The organism is Pseudomonas sp. MH10 (assembly GCF_034353045.1).
Lineage (GTDB): Bacteria > Pseudomonadota > Gammaproteobacteria > Pseudomonadales > Pseudomonadaceae > Aquipseudomonas.
Map to the genome: position 1 here is coordinate 4210839 of NZ_CP133783.1, position 18794 is coordinate 4229632.

19 protein-coding genes are annotated in these 18794 nt (G+C 57.6%); 4 read left to right on the forward strand and 15 right to left on the reverse strand.

The genetic code is table 11. The features are described 5' to 3' along the window. Window positions 1-97 precede the first annotated feature (97 nt). On the forward strand, window positions 98-1876 hold the full coding sequence (locus RHM59_RS18800; RefSeq protein ID WP_322285191.1) for an acyl-CoA dehydrogenase C-terminal domain-containing protein: 1779 nt from the start codon (window positions 98-100) through the stop codon (window positions 1874-1876). Between the two features lie 251 nt (window positions 1877-2127). Here the strand turns inward: RHM59_RS18800 and RHM59_RS18805 are convergent, their stop codons facing one another. Then, a complete protein-coding gene (locus RHM59_RS18805; protein WP_322285192.1) occupies window positions 2128-3045 on the reverse strand; it encodes a LysR family transcriptional regulator in 918 nt (305 codons plus the stop codon). Window positions 3046-3148: 103 nt separating this feature from the next. Here RHM59_RS18805 and RHM59_RS18810 point away from each other — a divergent pair, with 103 nt between their 5' ends. The 3 genes from RHM59_RS18810 (at window position 3149) to RHM59_RS18820 (ending at window position 4719) form a co-directional block, all read left to right on the forward strand. After that, window positions 3149-3847 (forward strand): MOSC domain-containing protein, encoded by a 699-nt coding sequence (locus RHM59_RS18810; protein WP_322166446.1) that lies wholly within the window; start codon window positions 3149-3151, stop codon window positions 3845-3847. Next, the gene (locus RHM59_RS18815; protein ID WP_322285193.1) at window positions 3844-4473 is read left to right on the forward strand and encodes an aminotransferase class III-fold pyridoxal phosphate-dependent enzyme; all 630 of its coding nucleotides are present in this window, start codon (window positions 3844-3846) and stop codon (window positions 4471-4473) included. The genes RHM59_RS18810 and RHM59_RS18815 overlap by 4 nt, the downstream gene beginning before the upstream one ends. 84 nt (window positions 4474-4557) lie before the next feature. Beyond that, entirely contained in the window at window positions 4558-4719 is a 162-nt protein-coding gene (locus tag RHM59_RS18820; RefSeq protein ID WP_322166444.1) for a YqaE/Pmp3 family membrane protein, read from the forward strand. Between the two features lie 22 nt (window positions 4720-4741). Here RHM59_RS18820 and RHM59_RS18825 read toward each other — a convergent pair whose 3' ends face one another. The 14 genes from RHM59_RS18825 to RHM59_RS18890 form a co-directional block, all read right to left on the reverse strand. After that, complete coding sequence (locus tag RHM59_RS18825) at window positions 4742-6586, reverse strand: S9 family peptidase (protein WP_322285194.1); 1845 nt, start codon at window positions 6584-6586, stop codon at window positions 4742-4744. Continuing rightward, on the reverse strand, window positions 6552-7688 hold the full coding sequence (gene pqqE, locus RHM59_RS18830) for a pyrroloquinoline quinone biosynthesis protein PqqE (protein WP_322286725.1): 1137 nt from the start codon (window positions 7686-7688) through the stop codon (window positions 6552-6554). Before pqqE ends, RHM59_RS18825 begins: the two co-directional genes overlap by 35 nt. 7 nt (window positions 7689-7695) lie before the next feature. Then, window positions 7696-7971 (reverse strand): pyrroloquinoline quinone biosynthesis peptide chaperone PqqD, encoded by a 276-nt coding sequence (gene pqqD / locus RHM59_RS18835; RefSeq protein ID WP_322184686.1) that lies wholly within the window; start codon window positions 7969-7971, stop codon window positions 7696-7698. Continuing rightward, window positions 7968-8723 carry a pyrroloquinoline-quinone synthase PqqC gene (gene pqqC / locus RHM59_RS18840; protein WP_322166441.1) on the reverse strand — a complete coding sequence of 252 codons (756 nt, stop codon included), beginning with the start codon at window positions 8721-8723 and terminating at the stop codon, window positions 7968-7970. Before pqqC ends, pqqD begins: the two co-directional genes overlap by 4 nt. Window positions 8724-8731: 8 nt before the next feature. Further along, window positions 8732-9643 carry a pyrroloquinoline quinone biosynthesis protein PqqB gene (gene pqqB, locus RHM59_RS18845; RefSeq protein ID WP_322166440.1) on the reverse strand — a complete coding sequence of 304 codons (912 nt, stop codon included), beginning with the start codon at window positions 9641-9643 and terminating at the stop codon, window positions 8732-8734. A 56-nt stretch (window positions 9644-9699) separates the two neighbouring features. Next, window positions 9700-9774 (reverse strand): pyrroloquinoline quinone precursor peptide PqqA, encoded by a 75-nt coding sequence (gene pqqA, locus RHM59_RS18850; protein ID WP_003422658.1) that lies wholly within the window; start codon window positions 9772-9774, stop codon window positions 9700-9702. 208 nt (window positions 9775-9982) lie between these two features. Next, on the reverse strand, window positions 9983-12316 hold the full coding sequence (gene pqqF / locus RHM59_RS18855; RefSeq protein ID WP_322285195.1) for a pyrroloquinoline quinone biosynthesis protein PqqF: 2334 nt from the start codon (window positions 12314-12316) through the stop codon (window positions 9983-9985). Window positions 12317-12381: 65 nt separating this feature from the next. After that, window positions 12382-13182, reverse strand: a complete 801-nt coding sequence (locus RHM59_RS18860; protein ID WP_322285196.1) for a carbon-nitrogen hydrolase family protein — start codon at window positions 13180-13182, stop codon at window positions 12382-12384. A gap of 11 nt (window positions 13183-13193) precedes the next feature. Then, window positions 13194-14873 carry a flavin monoamine oxidase family protein gene (locus tag RHM59_RS18865; protein ID WP_322285197.1) on the reverse strand — a complete coding sequence of 560 codons (1680 nt, stop codon included), beginning with the start codon at window positions 14871-14873 and terminating at the stop codon, window positions 13194-13196. 231 nt (window positions 14874-15104) lie between these two features. Further along, a complete protein-coding gene (locus RHM59_RS18870) occupies window positions 15105-15566 on the reverse strand; it encodes an Lrp/AsnC family transcriptional regulator (RefSeq protein ID WP_322166436.1) in 462 nt (153 codons plus the stop codon). A gap of 46 nt (window positions 15567-15612) precedes the next feature. After that, window positions 15613-16380 (reverse strand): class II aldolase/adducin family protein, encoded by a 768-nt coding sequence (locus RHM59_RS18875; protein WP_322285198.1) that lies wholly within the window; start codon window positions 16378-16380, stop codon window positions 15613-15615. 351 nt (window positions 16381-16731) lie between these two features. Continuing rightward, a complete protein-coding gene (locus RHM59_RS18880) occupies window positions 16732-17379 on the reverse strand; it encodes a glutathione S-transferase family protein (protein ID WP_322285199.1) in 648 nt (215 codons plus the stop codon). Window positions 17380-17415: 36 nt separating this feature from the next. Next, window positions 17416-18171: an anti-sigma factor family protein gene (locus tag RHM59_RS18885; RefSeq protein WP_322285200.1), complete on the reverse strand. Its 756-nt coding sequence runs from the start codon at window positions 18169-18171 to the stop codon at window positions 17416-17418. Beyond that, window positions 18164-18676, reverse strand: coding sequence for a sigma-70 family RNA polymerase sigma factor (locus RHM59_RS18890; RefSeq protein WP_322286726.1), 513 nt, complete (start codon window positions 18674-18676; stop codon window positions 18164-18166). The genes RHM59_RS18885 and RHM59_RS18890 overlap by 8 nt, the downstream gene beginning before the upstream one ends. Window positions 18677-18794: the final 118 nt, after the last annotated feature.

The following is an 18794-nucleotide window of genomic DNA, read 5'->3' on the forward strand; positions in this document are numbered from 1 at the left end:
AAATATGTTTATAGTCACGTACTGACCCTATGTGTCGCAAATGATGTTCGGGTACACTCGGAATCTTCGTTCTACGACTCAATTTCCGAGGTTTGCCATGGCTGACTATAAAGCGCCCCTGCGCGATATGCGTTTCGTCCTCAATGAGGTTTTTGAGGTGGCCAAACTCTGGGCTCAACTGCCGGCACTGGCCGAAACAGTCGATGCCCAGACCGTAGAGGCAATCCTCGAAGAGGCGGGCAAAGTCACCAGTAAGAGTATCGCCCCGCTCAGCCGTAGCGCCGATGAAGAAGGGTGCCATTGGAGCGATGGCGTCGTCACCACACCGGCAGGTTTCCCACAGGCTTACCAGACCTATGCCGACGGCGGTTGGGTTGGCGTGGGCGGCGATCCCGAGTTTGGCGGGATGGGCATGCCCAAGGCTGTTTCGGCTCAAGTCGAGGAAATGATCAACTCCTCCAGCCTGGCATTTGGCTTGTACCCCATGCTGACCTCCGGCGCCTGTGTGTCGATCAACACCCACGCCAGCGAAGCGTTGAAGGCAACCTATTTGCCCAACATGTACTCTGGCCTTTGGGCGGGCTCCATGTGCTTGACTGAATCCCACGCCGGCACCGACCTGGGGATTATTCGCACCAGGGCCGAACCGCAAACCGATGGTTCTTACAAAGTCAGCGGCACCAAGATTTTTATCACCGGTGGCGAGCACGACCTGACCGAAAACATTATTCACCTGGTACTGGCGAAACTCCCGGATGCGCCTGCGGGACCGAAGGGTATTTCGCTGTTCCTGGTGCCCAAGTTTATGGTCAATGCCGATGGCAGTCTGGGCGCGCGCAACCCGGTCACCTGTGGGTCCATCGAACACAAAATGGGCATCCAGGCATCGGCCACCTGCGTCATGAACTTCGACGAGGCGGTAGGTTATCTGGTTGGCGAACCCAACCGTGGCTTGGCGGCGATGTTCACCATGATGAACTACGAGCGTCTGGGGGTGGGCATCCAGGGTCTGGCGTCTGGCGAGCGCTCGTATCAGAACGCTATCGAATACGCGCGGGATCGTTTGCAAAGCCGTTCGCCGACCGGGCCGCAGGCCAAGGACAAAGTGGCCGATCCGATCATCGTTCACCCAGACGTGCGTCGCATGCTGTTGACCATGAAAGCGTCCAACGAAGGCGGTCGCGCGTTTTCCACCTACGTGGCGATGCAACTGGACACTGCGAAATTCAGTGAAGACCCGATCGCGCGTAAACGTGCCGACGATCTAGTCGCGCTGCTGACGCCTGTCGCCAAAGCGTTTCTCACCGATCTTGGACTGGAAACCACGGTGCATGGTCAGCAGATATTCGGCGGCCACGGGTACATTCGGGAGTGGGGTCAGGAGCAACTGGTCCGCGACGTGCGGATCACTCAGATCTACGAAGGCACCAACGGCATTCAAGCGCTGGATTTGGTTGGGCGCAAAATCGTCGGGAATGGCGGTGCGTACTACGCGTTGTTCGCCGATGAGATTCGCCAATTCACGGCCACGGCTGGCAAGGAGATGGCTGAGTTCACTGGGCCGTTAAACGCAGCGCTCGACAATCTTGACGAACTGACGGCGTGGGTATTGGATCGATCCAGGACCGACGCCAATGAAATCGGCGCTGCCTCCGTTGAGTACTTGCATGCGTTTGGCTACACCGCTTATGCCTACATGTGGGCGCTCATGGCCCGGGCGGCACTGGGTAAGGAATCCCAGGAAGACTTTTACGCCAGCAAGCTGGGCACCGCACGCTTCTACTTCGCACGGCTACTGCCGCGCATCCACTCGTTGAGTGCATCGGTCAAAGCGGGTAGCGAGTCGTTGTTCTTGCTGGATGCTTCTCAGTTCTAAAGGGTGTGGGACCGGTCCGACGTCATGTAAGCATATGCTTACATGACGTGCTGCCGTTTGACCCTATCGCTTGGCTGGATCCATGGTTAATCTACTTAACAGGGACGTAGCGCAGGAAGCGCAAAAAACACAACATGGACACGTAGGGATGCCTGCCAGGATGGTGGGGCGAAAAGGATGTCAGGGAAACAGTCTGCAAAACCCCGCTTCGGCGGGGTTTTCTTTTTGTGCGCGATTTAACTTGGCGTGCGTCAAATGATAACGTCCAGCGCTCCCGGCACACCCGGACGACCCGCGCTTTTGTCCTCTAAAAGCGTCCGTAACAGTTCCAGCGCCGGTTGATGCCGTTGCGCATCGCGATACACCAGCCCGACCTTGAGCGGCACGCGCGGCTCGGTCAGCGGTTTCCACAATAACCAACTGCTCCCCTGAACCCGCTGCACCCGCCCTGGCAATACCGTTGCTAGCGACGTATTGAGCAAACTGTCGAGTATGCCTGCCATACTGTTGAGTTCCGCTTGCACGTGGGGGCGACGCCCGAGGTTGGCCAACTGCGTCTGCCAGATCTGCCGCACCTGATACTCTTCTCCCAATAACAGCATCGGTAGCTCCGCTGCCTGACTGACCGACACCTTCTTAAATTCGCGCAGTGGATGATCGACCGGAACCACCAGTTGCAGTTCGTCTTCGTACAGCACCAAGCTGTGCAGGCCGGGTTGATGGGCGGGCAAAAAGCTGATGCCGATATCCAGCGCGCCATTGAGCAAACGCCGTTCAATCTCTAGCCCGGACAATTCGTAGATGTGCACCACCAGATGCGGCTGCGCCTTGCGCAGTTGCTCCAGTAACTGCGGCACCAGATACAGCACGGTCTGCAGTACGCCAATCGCCAGCGTTCGGACCGACTGTCCGCGGAAATTACGCAGCGCATCGCGAGCCTGTTGCATGCCGTCGAGCAGTGGCAGGGCGTGGTTGTACAGCGTATGAGCGGCCAAAGTCGGCAACAGACGTTTGCTCGTACGTTCAAACAGGCTGACATCCAGGCTGTGTTCGAGCTGACGAATCTGCTGCGAAAGCGCAGGTTGCGACAGCGATAGGCGCTCTGCGGCGCGTCCAACGTGGCCTTCTTCATACACCGCGACAAAATAACGCAGCTGTCGAAAATCCATAAGTAAATCTTATCGAAAGTGTTACTAAAACGAAATGGCCTCGGGCCATGGTGAGGGCTTAGTCTAGCCTTATTCCTCAAGGCTTACAGGCCCAGAAATAGTAATGAACAGCATATGTGTCGACGGTGTTTACATAGGGAAAGCGAAAAACCTCGACCACGGATTGGTAACTGACATCGATAAGCAGCGACTGGAACGTCGCACCTGGCTCTGGCCGCAAGGCTTGGGCAGCGACGAACACGGTGATCCGCGCTTTCACACCGGTCCAGAACGCGCTCTGCACCATTACCCTGCTGAACATTACGCTTACTGGCGCAAGCTTTACCCGAACATCGATTGGAGTGCGCCAGCGTTCGGCGAAAACCTTTCGACCCACGGCATCACCGAAGAGCACGCCTGTTTGGGTGACATCTTTCGTTGGGGCGGCGCGTTGGTACAGATCAGTCAGCCACGCTCTCCCTGCTATCGCCTGACCCATCGCTGGGGCCTGGAAAATATGCCACAAGAGGCTCAAGACACTGGCCGTTGCGGCTGGTTTTACCGCGTACTCAAACCCGGTTTCGTCAGCGACAGTGATCCCTTCGAGCTGGTACAGCGGAGCTATCCCGGCTTGACCGTGGCGTGGGCCTTGCGCACTTTTTACACTGAGCCGCTGGAGCATGCCGGGTTGAAGAAGCTGGTGGATTGCCCAGCGCTGTCGTCGCGCTGGCGTGACATAGCGATCAAGCGTTTGCGCACCGGTCGGGTTGAAGACTGGTCAGAGCGCTTGCTTGGTCTGCCGCTGGAAGGGCTGCGCGCATGAGCCTGTTCCAATTGCTGTTCAATCGCCGCGGGGTGGCCGCGCCGACCCCGTCTGCCGGCTCGGAGCGGGATATTAGCGACGATGACGCAGGCCCAAGCCTCACTGAGCTGCTACGCCGGAGTACGAGCAACGATCAGGTTCACCTCGTCGATACGGGTGCCCAGGCCAGAGAAGTGGCCATCGGCTTGACCCGGAAATGGGGTCAGCAACATCGGCACGGTGCGGTGGGTATCGTCTCTACGTGCGACGACTCTATGAGTGCTTCGCTCAATGATCTGGCGGCGTTGCATGCCGCAGTGGATTCCCGGACGGTCGCCATCGTCCTTGAGCCCCGCCTTAGCCGCGATGCTGACATGGCGGCGACCTTCACGTATTTCCAAGGTGTGGCGCAGCTGTGCCGCGAGTTGAAAATCCTGCTGATCCTCGACGAAACCCGTACCGGTCTAGGTCGTTACGAGACGTTGCTGTGTGAGGACCGTTACGCCATTCGGGCCGATATTGTGGTGCTGAGCAGTGTTTCAGAAGGTGGTAGGAAAGGCGCGGCGGTTTTGTCACGTGGTACTCGTGTGGCTGACAAGCATTCTCCAGTATCCGTACCGCAACATTGGGGCGCTGTTGCGGCTTGAAGACGACTGCGTTGAACCCTGTGACTGGCCACAGGTCGATTAGCTGAGTGGCTGACCAAGCCAACCTAATCGGGAGTCGTGTTTATGGATATCATCCGCATCATCATCGCCATCTTGCTGCCACCGCTGGGCGTGTTCCTACAAGTCGGCTTCGCCGGTGCCTTTTGGTTGAATATCCTGCTTACACTGCTGGGCTACTTCCCCGGCGTCATCCACGCGGTGTACATCATCGCCAAGCGCGATTGATGGTGTGGATTTACCGACCTGGTCAAATAAAACTGTGCTCTTTGCTGTCTATCAACCGCCGATAGAAATTGCATTCTTGTTCCATCGCATGGGCTTGATTATTGGCTTTGCGAAAGCCGTGGCGTTCATCCGGGTAGAAGTGGCCCTCAGCGGCAATGCCGTTGTCGAGCAGTGCTTTGAGCATGTCACGGGTTTGCGTCGGCACGACCACCGCGTCCAGTTCACCTTGGAAGAAGATAACCGGCACTGTGATTTGGTTGGCATGCAGTAGCGGTGTGCGGGCCTTATAACGCTCGGCGTCTTTATCGGGATCGCCGATCAGCCAGTCCAGGTAATCACCTTCGAATTTATGCGTGGCCCGCGCCAACGCGATGGGGTCGCTGACGCCATACAAACTGGCGCCGCCGCGAAATACCTGGTGGTAGGCCAGCGCGCACAAGGCGGTATAGCCGCCCGCGCTGCCTCCGCGAATGAAGGCTTGATCCGGGTTTATCAACTTACGCTCGGCCAAGTAAGCCACCACCGAGCAGGCGTCCTCTACGTCGACATCGCCCCAGTTCAGATGCAAGGCTTGGCGATAAGCGCGGCCATATCCGGTGCTGCCCCGGTAGTTGAGATCGGCAACGGCGAATCCGCGCTGGCTCCAATACTGAATGCGTGGGTCCAGCACCGGATAACACGCCGAGGTTGGGCCTCCGTGGATAAACACCACCAAAGGCGGCACCTCCACTCCATTCATCGCGGGATAAAAGAAACCGTGTGCTTCGCCGCTTCCGCTGGGATAACGCAGGGCCTGTGGGCGGGTGATGCGTTCCGCTGGGAGCGGCGCAATGCCACCGGCCAGTAGTTGAACCTGATGATTCTGCCGATCAATAACGAGGATGGCTGACGGACTGACCGCCGAGGCCGCGACGCAATAGATGAACTGATCGTCCACTGCCAAGCTACGAAAGCGGCTGTAGTCTGCGGTGAAATCCTCTGTCGAGCCGTCGGCAGCGCGAAGAGCAAGTTGCCCAAAGCCTTCTTCGGACCAAGTTGCCAAATAACTGTGCTCTGCAAGCGGTAACCACGTGCTGCCGCCCAATTGCCACGGCGCAGGTGAATGATCCGCCACAGCAGCGGGAAGCGCAGTCAGGCCATTGGGTGTTTCGACCCAGGGTTGCCAAAATCCGCCGCGATCCGTCAGGCAAAACAGCTGTCCTTTTGCGTCAAAGCACGGTTGCTGCACTGACTCTTCGGCGCCCATTCCGGCGACACATCGCGCTTTAGCCCACTGTCCATCAGCTTGACGTTCAGCGCACATCAATTGGGTTGAGGTCCACGGCTGATGCGGGCGCTGCCACTCGATCCAGGCCAAGCGCTGACCATCTGGACTGAGCGTGGGTGCGGCGTAAAAATCGGCGCCTTCAACCAGCAATTGGCGTTGACCGTTCAGTGCATCGAACGCCACCAAGCGGTGAACGTCGCCCTCTTCTTCGACGGCATATACCCAGCCGTGGGCGAACCGCAGGTCACCGTAGTGTCGGTTGCCGTGGCTAAGCAGTTTAGGTGTCGGGGCATCGAATTCTTGGCGATACAGCTGTTGATCTGCTTCGTTGACGAACAAAACGGCATCGTCGCTCAAACAAAACGAACCTCCGCCGTACTCATAAACCCGGCTGCGCACGCTGAAACCCTCGGGCGTCAGACATTGCGCACGGCCTAGATGCCAGCGCCAGACTCTTGAGGCTGCGTCTTCGGGGCGGTATTCGTTCCAGAACAAGCCCGCCGCATTGACGGCCAATTCTGCGAAATCGACGCCCGCAGCAACGGCCTGGGCGGCGCTAAAGGGTTCAGGATTTGATGATAAGCCGGGAGTTGCGTTCATTACGGAAGGCCAACTGCTCAATGGTTTGGGTAGCATACTCGGCTTCTTCGCGGGCCTGAGTAATGATCCCGTGATGGGGAGACTTCCCACAAACCGGATCGGCATTGCTCGCATCGCCGGTCAACATAAACGCCTGACAGCGGCAGCCACCGAAGTCTTTTTCCTTCTCGTCGCAGGAGCGGCAGGGTTCGGGCATCCAGGCATAACCGCGAAAACGATTGAAGCCGAACGAGTCGTACCAGATGTACTGCATGCTGTGCTCGCGCACATTGGGAAACTGAATCGGTAACTGTCGCGCGCCATGGCAGGGCAGGGCGGTACCGTCTGGGGTCACGGTCAAAAACACACTGCCCCAGCCGTTCATGCAGCCTTTCGGGCGTTCTTCGTAATAATCCGGGGTGACGAAAATCAGTTTGCATGGATGGTCTTCGGCGGCGAGCTTCGCCCGGTATTCATTGGTGACACGTTCGGCGCGCACCAGTTGGTCGCGGGTCGGCAGCAGGCCCTCGCGATTGAGTTTCGCCCAGCCGTAGAACTGACAGGTGGCCAGCTCAACGAAGTCCGCTTCCAGTGCGATGCACAGCTCGATGATGCGGTCGATTTTGTCGATGTTGTGCCGATGGGTGACGAAGTTCAGCACCATCGGGTAACCATGGGCTTTCACTGCCCGGGCCATTTCCAGCTTTTGCGCGAAGGCCTTTTTCGACCCCGCGAGCATGTTGTTCACTTGCTCGTCACTGGCTTGGAAACTGATCTGGATATGGTCCAGCCCGGCTTTTTTGAAATCGATGATTTTCTGTTCGGTGAGGCCGATACCCGATGTGATCAGGTTGGTGTAGAAGCCGAGTCGCCGCGCTTGGGCAATCAGCTCGGCCAAGTCTTGGCGCACCAAGGGCTCGCCGCCGGAAAAACCGATTTGCGCCGCGCCCATTTCCCGGGCTTCACGCATTACCTTGAACCACTGTTCAGTGGTTAGCTCCTGACCTTGCGCCGCGAAATCCAGCGGGTTAGAGCAGTACGGGCATTGCAGCGGACAACGGTAAGTCAGCTCGGCCAGCAGCCATAACGGCAAGCCGGTTTCGGGTGTCGGCGCAATCCGCACAGAGGTGTCAGGCAAGTTCGATCCAGCGTTCAGCACGGGCGACCTCCATAAACTGCTCGACGTCGGCACCGAGCTCTGGAAAGCCAGGAAACAATTGATCCAGCGCGCCGATGATCGCCTCGACATTTCGCTCGCCATCGATCAGGCCACCAATGGCGCTGGCACTCTCGTTGAGCTTGATCATGCCTTCCGGGTACAGCAACACGTGGCCGTTTTGCGCCGGTTCAAACTGGTAGCGATAACCCTGGCGCCAGCGCGGAATCAGATGTCGATTAAAGCTCACAGGGCGATCCCCTTATGCCAGACGCGTTGATCGGTAACGCTATGGTACGGCGGACGGTTCAGTTCGTAGGCCATGCTCATGGCATCGAGCATGCTCCACAGAATGTCCAATTTGAACTGAAGAATTTCCAGCATTCGCTGCTGGCCTTCGTAGGTGGTGTAGTGCTGCAAGGTGATGGTCAGACCATGCTCGACATCACGTCGCGCCTGACTCAGACGAGTACGGAAATACTCGTAGCCAGTGGGGTCGATCCACGGATAGTGCTGCGGCCAACTGTCCAGGCGCGATTGGTGAATCTGCGGCGCGAACAATTCGGTCAATGAGCTGCTCGCGGCTTCCTGCCAATTAGCGCGGCGGGCGAAGTTGACGTAAGCATCGACGGCAAATCGCACACCGGGCAGCACCAATTCCTGCGAGCGCAATTGGTCTGGGTCCAGCCCCACCGCTTGCCCCAAACGTAGCCACGCTTCGATGCCGCCGTCTTCACCGGGGGCGCCATCGTGGTCGAGCAGACGTTGAATCCACTCCCGGCGAATTTCACGGTCCGGGCAGTTGGCCAAAATCGCGGCGTCTTTTAACGGGATATTGACCTGGTAATAGAAGCGGTTGGCGACCCAGCCCTGAATCTGTTCACGGGTTGCACGGCCTTCGTACATCGCCACATGAAACGGGTGATGAATGTGGTAGTAGGCACCCTTGGCGCGCAGGGCGGCCTCGAACTCAGCGGGTGACAATGCAGTGGCGTCGCTCATGCAGGCTCCTAAAGCTCGATACTCATGCCGTCGTAGGCAACTTCAACGTTACGGCGGACCAACTCAGCGCGCTCCGGGGAGTCTTCATCCAGGATCGGGTTGGTGTTGTTGATGTGAATAAGCACTTTGCGTTGGTCGGGCAATTGCTCCAACACCTCAAGCATCCCGCCGGGACCGCTTTGCGCCATATGGCCCATCTCACGCCCGGTGCGGGTGCCGACGCCGCGACGTTGCATTTCATCGTCGTTCCACATCGTGCCGTCCACCAACAGACAGTCGGCAGCGGCCATTTGCTGCATCAGGGCTCCATCGACTTTACCCAACCCCGGCGCATAGAACAGCGTGCCGCCGGTTTTCAGGTCTTCGACGATCAAGCCAATGTTGTCGCCGGGGTGCGGATCGAAACGGTGCGGCGAATACGGCGGCGCTGCGCTGCTTAGAGGGAATGGCGTAAAGCGCAGGTTTGGGCAGGCCGGGATGACAAAGCTGCCTTCCAGTGCGATGCGGTTCCAACTTAGGCCGCCGTTCCAGTGGGTCAGCATCGGAAATAACGGAAAACCGCTGCTCAGGTCTTCGTGAACCATGTCGGTACACCACACTTGATGCGGGCAGCCTTCGCGCAAGCTGAGCAGGCCAGTGGTGTGGTCGATCTGGCTGTCCATCAAAATGATCGCGCTGATGCCTGTGTCCCGCAGGGCCCGGCCCGGTTGCATCGGCTTAAAGTCCTGCAATTGTGCGCGGATATCGGGGGAGGCGTTGCACAACACCCAATGCACGCCGTCATCGGACAGGGCAATGGACGATTGGGTGCGCGCTTGAGCCCGCAGACTACCGTCGCGAAAGCCCGCGCAGTTAGCGCAGTTGCAGTTCCACTGAGGGAAACCGCCGCCAGCCGCAGAACCTAGAATCTGTATGAACATTTACGCTCCATGAATAAAAACGCCCCGGCGAACCGAGGCGTTGCACCGCGTCAGAATCAACGGCTTGCGAAGTACATGGTGACTTCGAAACCGATACGCAGATCAGTGTAAGCAGGTTTAGTCCACGACATAGGAGACTCCTTCCAGGCATATACAGCGGTTGATGACCCACATTAGTCACTCGCCAAGCGAAGACGTTCAGATGGTTAGGCAGCTATCTTAATAAAAGCGTGTTTAATCTGCGCCGTCATCCTCGATAAACGCCGTTGCGAGATCGGTAATTATAGGTCCGCCTGGCACTCTCGGCTTTCGCCATAACCCCGATTCGGCGGATGTCTCCTAGAGGAAGGGTGTTTGCAGCGCGATTTGGCGATTGCTTAGGTATAGCCAGCCGTCGGCGGCCCCTACTAACCGACAAATGGCGGTGAGCAGTTCGTGCTTTTCAAGGCGAAGAAGCGCGGTTTGCAGCTGTTCTGGGTAACGGGCGCCATGCCCGGCCATGTGCGCTTGCCAGAGCCATTCGCTGGCTTGAAGGGGGTCCATGGTGGCGATGTCGAACTGGGCGGCCAACGCTTGGCGCTGGGACGTCAAATCCGCGGCTTGGATTAATGCGGGTAGGCGCCTGATGAATGCTTGTAGATGACCCACGATTTCTTCCGTAGACGCACTGGGCGACTGCACCCCAAACAACCAACCTGCTTGGCCAGCGATTTGTCGCAGGCCGCTGAATACCGCATAGCCCAATTGTAATTCCACTCGCAGCCGTTGATAGAAGGGCGCTTGCCCGAGGTGCGCCAACAGCCGCCACGCCGCTTCATCCTCCACGCGCTGACTAGGCGCTGGGCAGAATAAAAGCACAGCAGTTTCGCAAGCGTCAGATACACCGTTCACTCGGTGCATACCGTGGGTAACGTTAGCGGCCTTAAGGAGTTGATCAACGGCTCCACCCGGCATCCTTCGCAGTTCAACGTTCAGTGCGACTTTGGTTTCTTCGGATAAGCCGACGGAAAACGTCGTCCATCGCGCGCCAGCCAAAATCGTCGACACGTCGTTGTTATCGTTGTCGACCCAATCTACCGCGCTCAAACAGGCCTCCGGCAGCCGCTTGAGCAACTGGCGGATTGGAATCAACGCAGGCTCAGGACGAAGTTGCCCCAAGCGCGCCAAGGTTTCAGGCTTGGGCACGGTCAGCACATCCAGGGCGTGCCGGATGACAAGAGGCATGGGTGCCGAAGTGCCGCTTAGCTTGAGTTGCCAAAAGCGGCCGTATTGGCTGAAGGCGAGATCGACGCCCGCCTGTTGTGCCGCTGTGATGACTGAGCGCAGGTTGTCGTTGAGCATCTGCCACAGCCTAGAATGCGCCGAGGTCAATCGCCAACGCAGGAAAACCGCACCCTGCGCGCCATCGCCAATGTCGGCGCGCAAAAAAGGATTGGGCGCAGGCAGGCGCCAAGCGATGTGCTGAGTGCTCAAGTTATCCACAGCCAGGGGATGAAGCAGGTTCGCGGGCTGTAATTGGGCGAGCAGTGATTTCAATGTGTCTGGCGAGGGATTTGAGCGGTTGTTGAAGCACTGCGCCATCGCCAGCGCACCACCGGCCGCCCGTCGTCGATCTTGCAGCAGCGCGTATTGCTCATACAGTTTCGGATCGCCACTGTTGGATTCGAAAAACCCCAGCCAGTCAAAAAACAATTCAGCGACAACGCCGCGTTGGTGAACGCCGTTTTCGGTTAGCGTGAACTCGATACCCAGCAGCAGCTGATCTTCAAAACTGTACAGCGATTCGACCTTGAGCGAGTCGATCACGTCGCGTTCGCGCAGCTCGAAAAGCAATCCGCCGGGTTGTGGGTCGGTCAGCCATGTCTGGAAATATCTCATCGCTTCGAGACCCGACTCAGGCAGGTTTTCACACGCAAAAATCAAGTTCAGCCGGCGCGGGTCGGTAATGGGCTGCGCAGTGGGTGCTGTTTCCAGCAAGGGCGGCGGGGGCGTTTGAGCAGACCTTTCTCCGCTGACAAAGAGGCTGCCATAGCCAGTTGCCAACGCCCTCAGGTCATCCAATGATTGCGGACCCGCAAGGCTCAAGATCATTTGTCCGGAGTGATAAAAGTGCCGATAAAAGTCCTGCAACGCCTGCTGAAAAGCCTGGCGCGGCACGGGAAGGCTGTAGCGATTTCCTGCATGAAATGCCCGCAACGGATGACGCGCTGACAGCGGTTGCAGCAATGTCGTTTGATATCGGGCTTCGGTGTCCTGCGACCAGGCGATGAACTCTGCATGCAGCACTTCGCGTTCCCGTCGTTGATCGGCTAACGCAAGGCGCGGGTGGCTGAGCATCTCGCACAGGCGCTCCACGCCTTGGGCGAACACCGACTGTGGCAGCTCGAAAAAAAAGTCTGTGGTACGTTCCCGGGTGCTGGCGTTCACCAGCCCACCATGACGCTGAACGAAGGCCATCAAACTGTCGTCGGCGGTAAAACGCTCTGTGCCCAGGAAAAACAAATGCTCGAGAAAGTGCGCCAGACCCGGCCATTGCGTCGGTACATCATGACTGCCCGCCGCTACCCGCAACGCCGCCGCACAGCGTTTTAATCGTGGCGCATGGCGAAGCACCACGTGTAACCCGTTGGGCAACGTCAGGTGTTCGACATTGGGAGTTGTGAGCGCAGGCATTCAGGCTTCCGGCGTTTTAGCGAGGCAAGCCAACATGCTAGCGGAAATGTTTCGGCTTAGGACAATCAGCCGCGACTCAACACGGTGTACAACCCTGGACGTCGATCACTGAAGTAGGTGTTGATGGCTCGGGAATCGTTCAACAACTGGCGGTCCAGCACGCCGATGATCAACGCTTCATCTTCTGCGGCCTGAGCAATTCGACAGCCATCCGGGGCCGCAATGCTGCTCAGACCGCAGTAATGAATAGCGCCCTCACTGCCGCAATAATTGGCGTATGCGACGTAGCATTGGTTTTCAAACGCACGAGCGCGCACCGTGACTTCAGCTACAAAGTCGTACGGTTTCATGTTGGCGGTCGGCACCACGATCAAATCAGCACCGGCCAAGGCCAGGCGTCGAGTGTTTTCCGGGAATTCCAGGTCATAGCAGATCAACAACCCGAGACGCCAGCCGTTCAATTCGACCACCGGAAACTCATCACCGCCCACGGCAAACATCGACTTATCGAGGTCTCCGTACAGATGGGTCTTACGGTAATGACAGAGGCTTCGCCCTTGCGCGTCGATCAACTGCACCGCGTTGTAAATCTGCCCATGGCTAGATCGCTCAGGGTAGCCGTACACAATCGCGATGCCAGTTTCTTGTGCAATCGCCATGATCTGCTGCGCCGACTCGCCGTCACGGGCTTGGGCCAAGGAAAATGCCGCTTGGGCGCCGATGTTGTACCCGGTCAGAAACATCTCTGGCAATACAAGCAAATCTGCGCCTTGGGCCGCTGCTTGCGACGCTTTCAGTTCCAGGCGTGCAAGGTTGCCGCTGACATCCAGCGGCAGCGGCGGGCATTGGTACAAGGCAATGTGCATGAAGGTGTTCCTCAGTCTGCCAACGCGATAGGACCAATGTCGTTGAACACATCGCCAGGCCCTGGGTTCTCGGGATGAGTGCTGCCACCGAAGTGCTTCATGATGCCCCACACTGCATTCAGCGACGTCTGTACCGCGCCTTCGACCCACGCGGGGGTCCATGAGACGTCATCGCCGGCGATGAAAATCCCGCGCTGTTCGTCGGGCATGTCCTGCTGCATAAAGTGCGCAAACATCCGTTGGTTATAGCGGTAGTGGCCGGGCAGGGCGCCTTTGAAGGCCCCCAGGAAATGCGGATCAGCTTCCCACGACACGGTGATCGGTTCGCCGATGATCCGCGAAGCGATATCCACCTTCGGATAGATTTTCTTCAGGGCATCAAGGGCCAGCTTCACGCGTTTCTCTACCGGGTGCGGCAGCATCTTCAACGCGTCGCTCATCCACGAGTAGGACAGGCAAATAACGCCCGGCTGGTCGTCGCCGTTATCAAACAGATAGGTGCCACGGGTCAGGCGGTCAGTGAGGGTCATGCTCATCAGGTCGCGGCCAGTTTCCGGGTCTTTGTCTTTCCAGAATGGCCGGTCGACCATGACGAAAGTCTTCGACGATTGCATGTAACGCGTGCGGTCCAGTGCCATCCACATTTTCTGTGAAAACAGCGATTCTTCGCATTCAATCTGGGTGGTCAAAAGCCAGCTTTGGCAGGTGGTCAGCACGGCGGCGTAATGCAGGGTGTGGCCCCACGTGTCGGTGACTTCGAAACGGCCATCGTCAGCACGCGCAATGCGTTTCACCCCGGAACGCGGCGCGCCACGGTGCAGCGACGCCAGGCTGGTGCCTTCCGGCCAATGGACGCAACGCTCCGGCACATGACGCCAGATGCCCAGTGGCACTTGCTCCACGCCGCCAACGATCAGGTGCTGATGATCATCGCAGTTGGTCATGACCACGCGGAAGATTTCCAGCATCGAGTTAGGGAAGTCCGAGTCCCAGCCGCCGGTACCGAAGCCTACCTGGCCGAACACTTCACGGTGGGTGAAGGACAGTTTGGCGAAGGCTTTGGAGGTGGCGACGAAATCGTAAAACGTCCGGTCGTCCCACAGTGGAACCAGCGTATTCCACAGGCTTTTAAGGCGTGGGACGTCACGGTCACGGATGGCTTGCTGGATCTCGGCGAATTGCGAGCCGGCTTCCAGCGCATCGGCCCACGCGTCAGCGACTTCTTGGAACAGTGCAGGAAGATCCGACAGTTTTTGTGCGTAGTAGGTGGTGCCTTCCAGGTCGATCACCGTGCTGCCGGACGCGGGAGTCAGCGGGTTCGGGAAGGGTTTTGATTCCAGACCGAGTTTGTCGACGTAGTGATAGAACGCGGTAGAGGACACTGGAAAACGCATGCCGCCCAGCTCGGCGACAATGCCGTTGGTGCCAGCAAAGGCCTGCGAGCGCAGCCGCCCGCCCATTTTCGACGCTTCGTAAATAACCGGTTTGAAGCCCAGCTTCATTAGCTCGTAGGCTGCAACCAACCCCGCGATGCCCGCGCCAACCACCGCCACTTCCGCGCCATGATGCTCTGCCGGAATACTGCCCAGCCCAGCCGGGTGCTCGATCCAGTCGTCAAACGCGAAAGGAAAGTCCGGACCGAACATGGTGATGGGTTTTTTACCGTCTGCAGGATGGCGATTATTGTTCATGACTGACCTTGCTCGGCGGGAACACAAAAAAGGACAGTTTAGATAAGAGTGAACGCGTTAATAAGACGCAAAGTGTTGTCGTTTTAGATGGATATGCTGCGTTATGACGAACAGGGTGGTCATATTGCAATCCTGTAGAAGCCAACGTGTTGGCGAGGTGGCCTGGCGGGGGTGTGCAGTCTTGATGCCTCGCCAACACGCTGGCTTCTACTGTGATTTGGCATCACAGGGTCAAACTGGCTGGCCGCGATCAATCTTGCTGCTGAGAATGATCGAGGTCGTGGTTTTTTCCACGCCATCGACGCTGCCGATCAAATCCAGTAGTTGATCCAGTTGTTCAGGTGAGTCGGTGCGTAGCCACGCCACATAATCGAACTCGCCGCTCACCGCGCACAGTTGCTGAACCTGAGCGATGGCGCTTAACCGACGCAGCACCTCTTTGCCCGAACGCGGTTGCACCGTAATACCGACGTAGGCCTGCAACCCGCCATCGATCACACGCTGACTCAAACGCACCCCGTAACCGGTGATGACTTTGGATTTTTCCAGGCGCGCCAGGCGCGAGGTCACGGTGGTTCGCGCTATACCCAACTGCCGGGCAAGCATCGCGACACTTTCGCGGGCATTGATCTGGAGTGCCGCGATCAATTGGCGGTCGATTTCGTCAAGAGCGAGTGGGCGGCTATCGGGCAAGGTCATCTCCATCGGTACGGCGGGGCGAGCATGTTACCTGCAACGTTCAATTCTTATAATCAGGTGCGATCCGGTCCACCAGTCTCAGCAGCGCGGCCCAGGCCAGTCGATTGGCGTCCGGGTCGCTTAGCTCACCTTCGGCAACGTCTTTGCCCGGCGCGTTGAACTGTTGCTCTGTGCGGCGGCAAACGTCATGCGACGGAATGCTCAATGCGCCACCGGCCTGGGCTGCGATCTGAATGTCGCAGGCTTTTTCCAGGTAATACATGCGCAGAAAGGCCTGCGAAACGCTCTCGCCAACCGTCAGCAAACCGTGATTACGCAGGATCATAACGGCGTTATCGCCCAGATCGGTCACCAGCCGTTGCTGTTCGCTGAGGTTTAGCGCTATGCCTTCGTACTCGTGATAGGCGACGCGACCATAAAACTCCAAGGAGATTTGATTCACAGGCAACAAACCGCACTCCTGCGCGGCCACCGCACAACCGGCTTTGGTATGCGTGTGCAGCACACAGTGAGCGTCTTCACGAGCGCAGTGAATGGCGCTGTGAATCACGAAACCGGCCGGATTCACCGGAAACGGTGAGTCTTCGACTTTAGCGCCCTGCAAATCAATTTTTACTAGGTTCGAGGCAGTGATTTCCTCGAAGAACAGGCCGTAGGGATTAATCAGAAAATGATGCTCCGGCCCTGGAATACGGACGGAAATATGCGTCGAAATCAGGTCGCTCATTCGGTAATGGGCGATCAAGCGGTAACAGGCGGCCAGTTCTTGCCTGAGTCGCCATTCTTCTTCGCGGTAAACGTTTGCCATGATGCCTCCGAAGCGGTGTTTTCGTGCGCCAGCTTGTATCAATGTGATCGGGCTTGTACACCGCTGGGCTGTCACGGAGCAAACACCGGACTTGTAGGCGCTGCCCAAGGCTGCGATATGTGCATACCATTTTGTATCTGCCGAAGACTCTGTGAGAGTTGGCTTGCCAACGAAAGCGTCAATGCAGGCGACCCAGGTTTCAGGTCGACATCAGCGGCGTGATTACGGGCCTCTTCGCAGGCAAGCCTACTCCCACAGTATCTGCGGCTGCTTGCTATCACCGTGTCAATGAAATCGCAGAGCCCTACGGGCTTCGCAGCCTTCGGCAGCGCCAACAAAATTATCGTTTATTCAGGCACTCAAACTCCGGCGAACAGACACCGTTGCGTACCAGGTCCGCAACGCTGGTAGGTCCTCTGGCAGGTCCAATTCAAGGGCCTCCACGGCGAAGTCAATGGCGACCACCGCTGTGATATCTGCTACCGAAAACTGATCCCCCGCCAAGTACGCTACCGTCTCCAGCCGTTTATTCAAATCCCGATAAAAATGGCCGAGCCGCGCCTCGTTGCGCTTAACCAGCGCTGGTATCTGCTCATACGCATGGGGACCTGCCAGCGCTCTCCCGGCCAGACCTGGCGCCCAATTGCGCACGGCCTCCATGACCGTCGCAAAACCTTCGCGCTCGGCCCATCGTTCCCACATGGCGACTAACGCCTTGTCTTTTGGGTCAACGCCCAGCAGCGGTTTATCGGGATAAACCTCTTCGAGATAGCGCCAGATCGCGGGTACTTCGCCTACGCTGGTGCCGTCTTCCAGCATCAGCGTAGGGACGACGTTGAGTGGATTGATGGTGGTGTACTCAGGCGAAAATTGAGCTTTGGCGGCAATGTCCACCGGGATCAATTCGATATCGATGGCTTTTTCGGCAAGGAATATCCGCACACGACGGGAGTTGGGAGAGCTTTGGGATTCATAGAGTTTCAGAAGCGGGTGGGGCATTTTGATTCCTTGGTAACTGCGGTGCGTGTTTGTCGACTACAGACCCGTTCGAGTGAGCTGGCTGAAGGTTTCCAGTTCGCCTTTGTCCAAATCAGACACGATGATGAAGCGCATATGATTCTGCCGCCAGGACACAATGTTATAGCCGCGTCTGGTTTGCGTATGCGGCGGCCTATCAGCTTCCGCCGTTGGCACCACGAAGGTGTTGATGATGTGCTTGTCATGCCGGTAAGTAAGCGCAGCGGCGGTTTGATGCTGGAGGTAATCCAGCCGACCGCCCAGCAGTGGAAAACCTTGGGCTGAGAAGTCGTAAACCGGTGGAGAAAAGTCGAGCTTGCCCGTGAACCACGGCTTCACCGTGTGCTTGTCGGAGGACGCGACGTCCATCAAATGTTCGCCCATCAACGAACGGACATGGCTGGACACGGCTTCATCGGTCCAGCTGTCGTCAATCGACGGCGTTGTGACATAGAGGAACAACGCTGCAGCAAAGAAAGCAGCTGACAACGCCGGAGCGATCCAGAGTCGTAGCCTGTGCCAAAAGTCATCCTGGATCATCGCCGTGGTCTCAAGACGGGACCGCAGGCTATGAGTCAGAGAAGTGGGGGCGGTGAAATAAGGAAGGTGAGTTTTCACCGCAGCGCTCAGGAGGCTCAGCGCTTCGAGACGCTGCTTGCAGTCGGCGCAGTGTGTCAGGTGCTCGGTAAAGCACTTGCGTGTGGACGGGTCCAGTTCATTGTCCAGATAGCCGGTCATCCATTGGCGGCAGACGTCGCAGTTCATTTCACTCATGGCAGCATAACTTCATGTATTGAGTTTTGAGCATCGCCCGCGCCCTTGCCAGCCTCGACATCACCGTGCCGATCGGTACATCTGTGACGTTGGCGATGTCTTTGTAGGGCATGTCTTCAAGCTCCTTCAAAATAATCACCTCCCGAAACACCGGTGACAGCGCTTCGAGTGCCCGCTGAAGAAGGGCGACATCTTGAGTGTGGATGGCGCTGAGTTCCGGGGTATCAGAGTGGGCAAGGGCGCTGTCGTCTTCCGGGATATCGTCGCCGATGGCGATCCAGCGATGACCTGCCGAGGCTTTAAGCCAGTTAAAGCTCTCGTTGCGGACAATCGTCAGCAGCCATGCCTTGGCGTTTCCATCTTCAAAGCGATGAAGAAATTTAAAGGCTTTCAAGGCGCTTTCCTGCACGACATCGCGGGCGGCGCTTTCATTGCCGGTGAGCCACCGCGCAAGGTTATAGGCCGCATCCATATGCGGCGCTAATAACTCATCAAACCGCGTCATGTCGACTTTTTGACCCCGACTCATCTCTCTTTAAACTCCGATTCGACTCGGTTTATTCCCGCTCAGAGAAATATATTTGATCGTGGAATAAAGAGGCTCCCGCGCCCGTTATAGACCT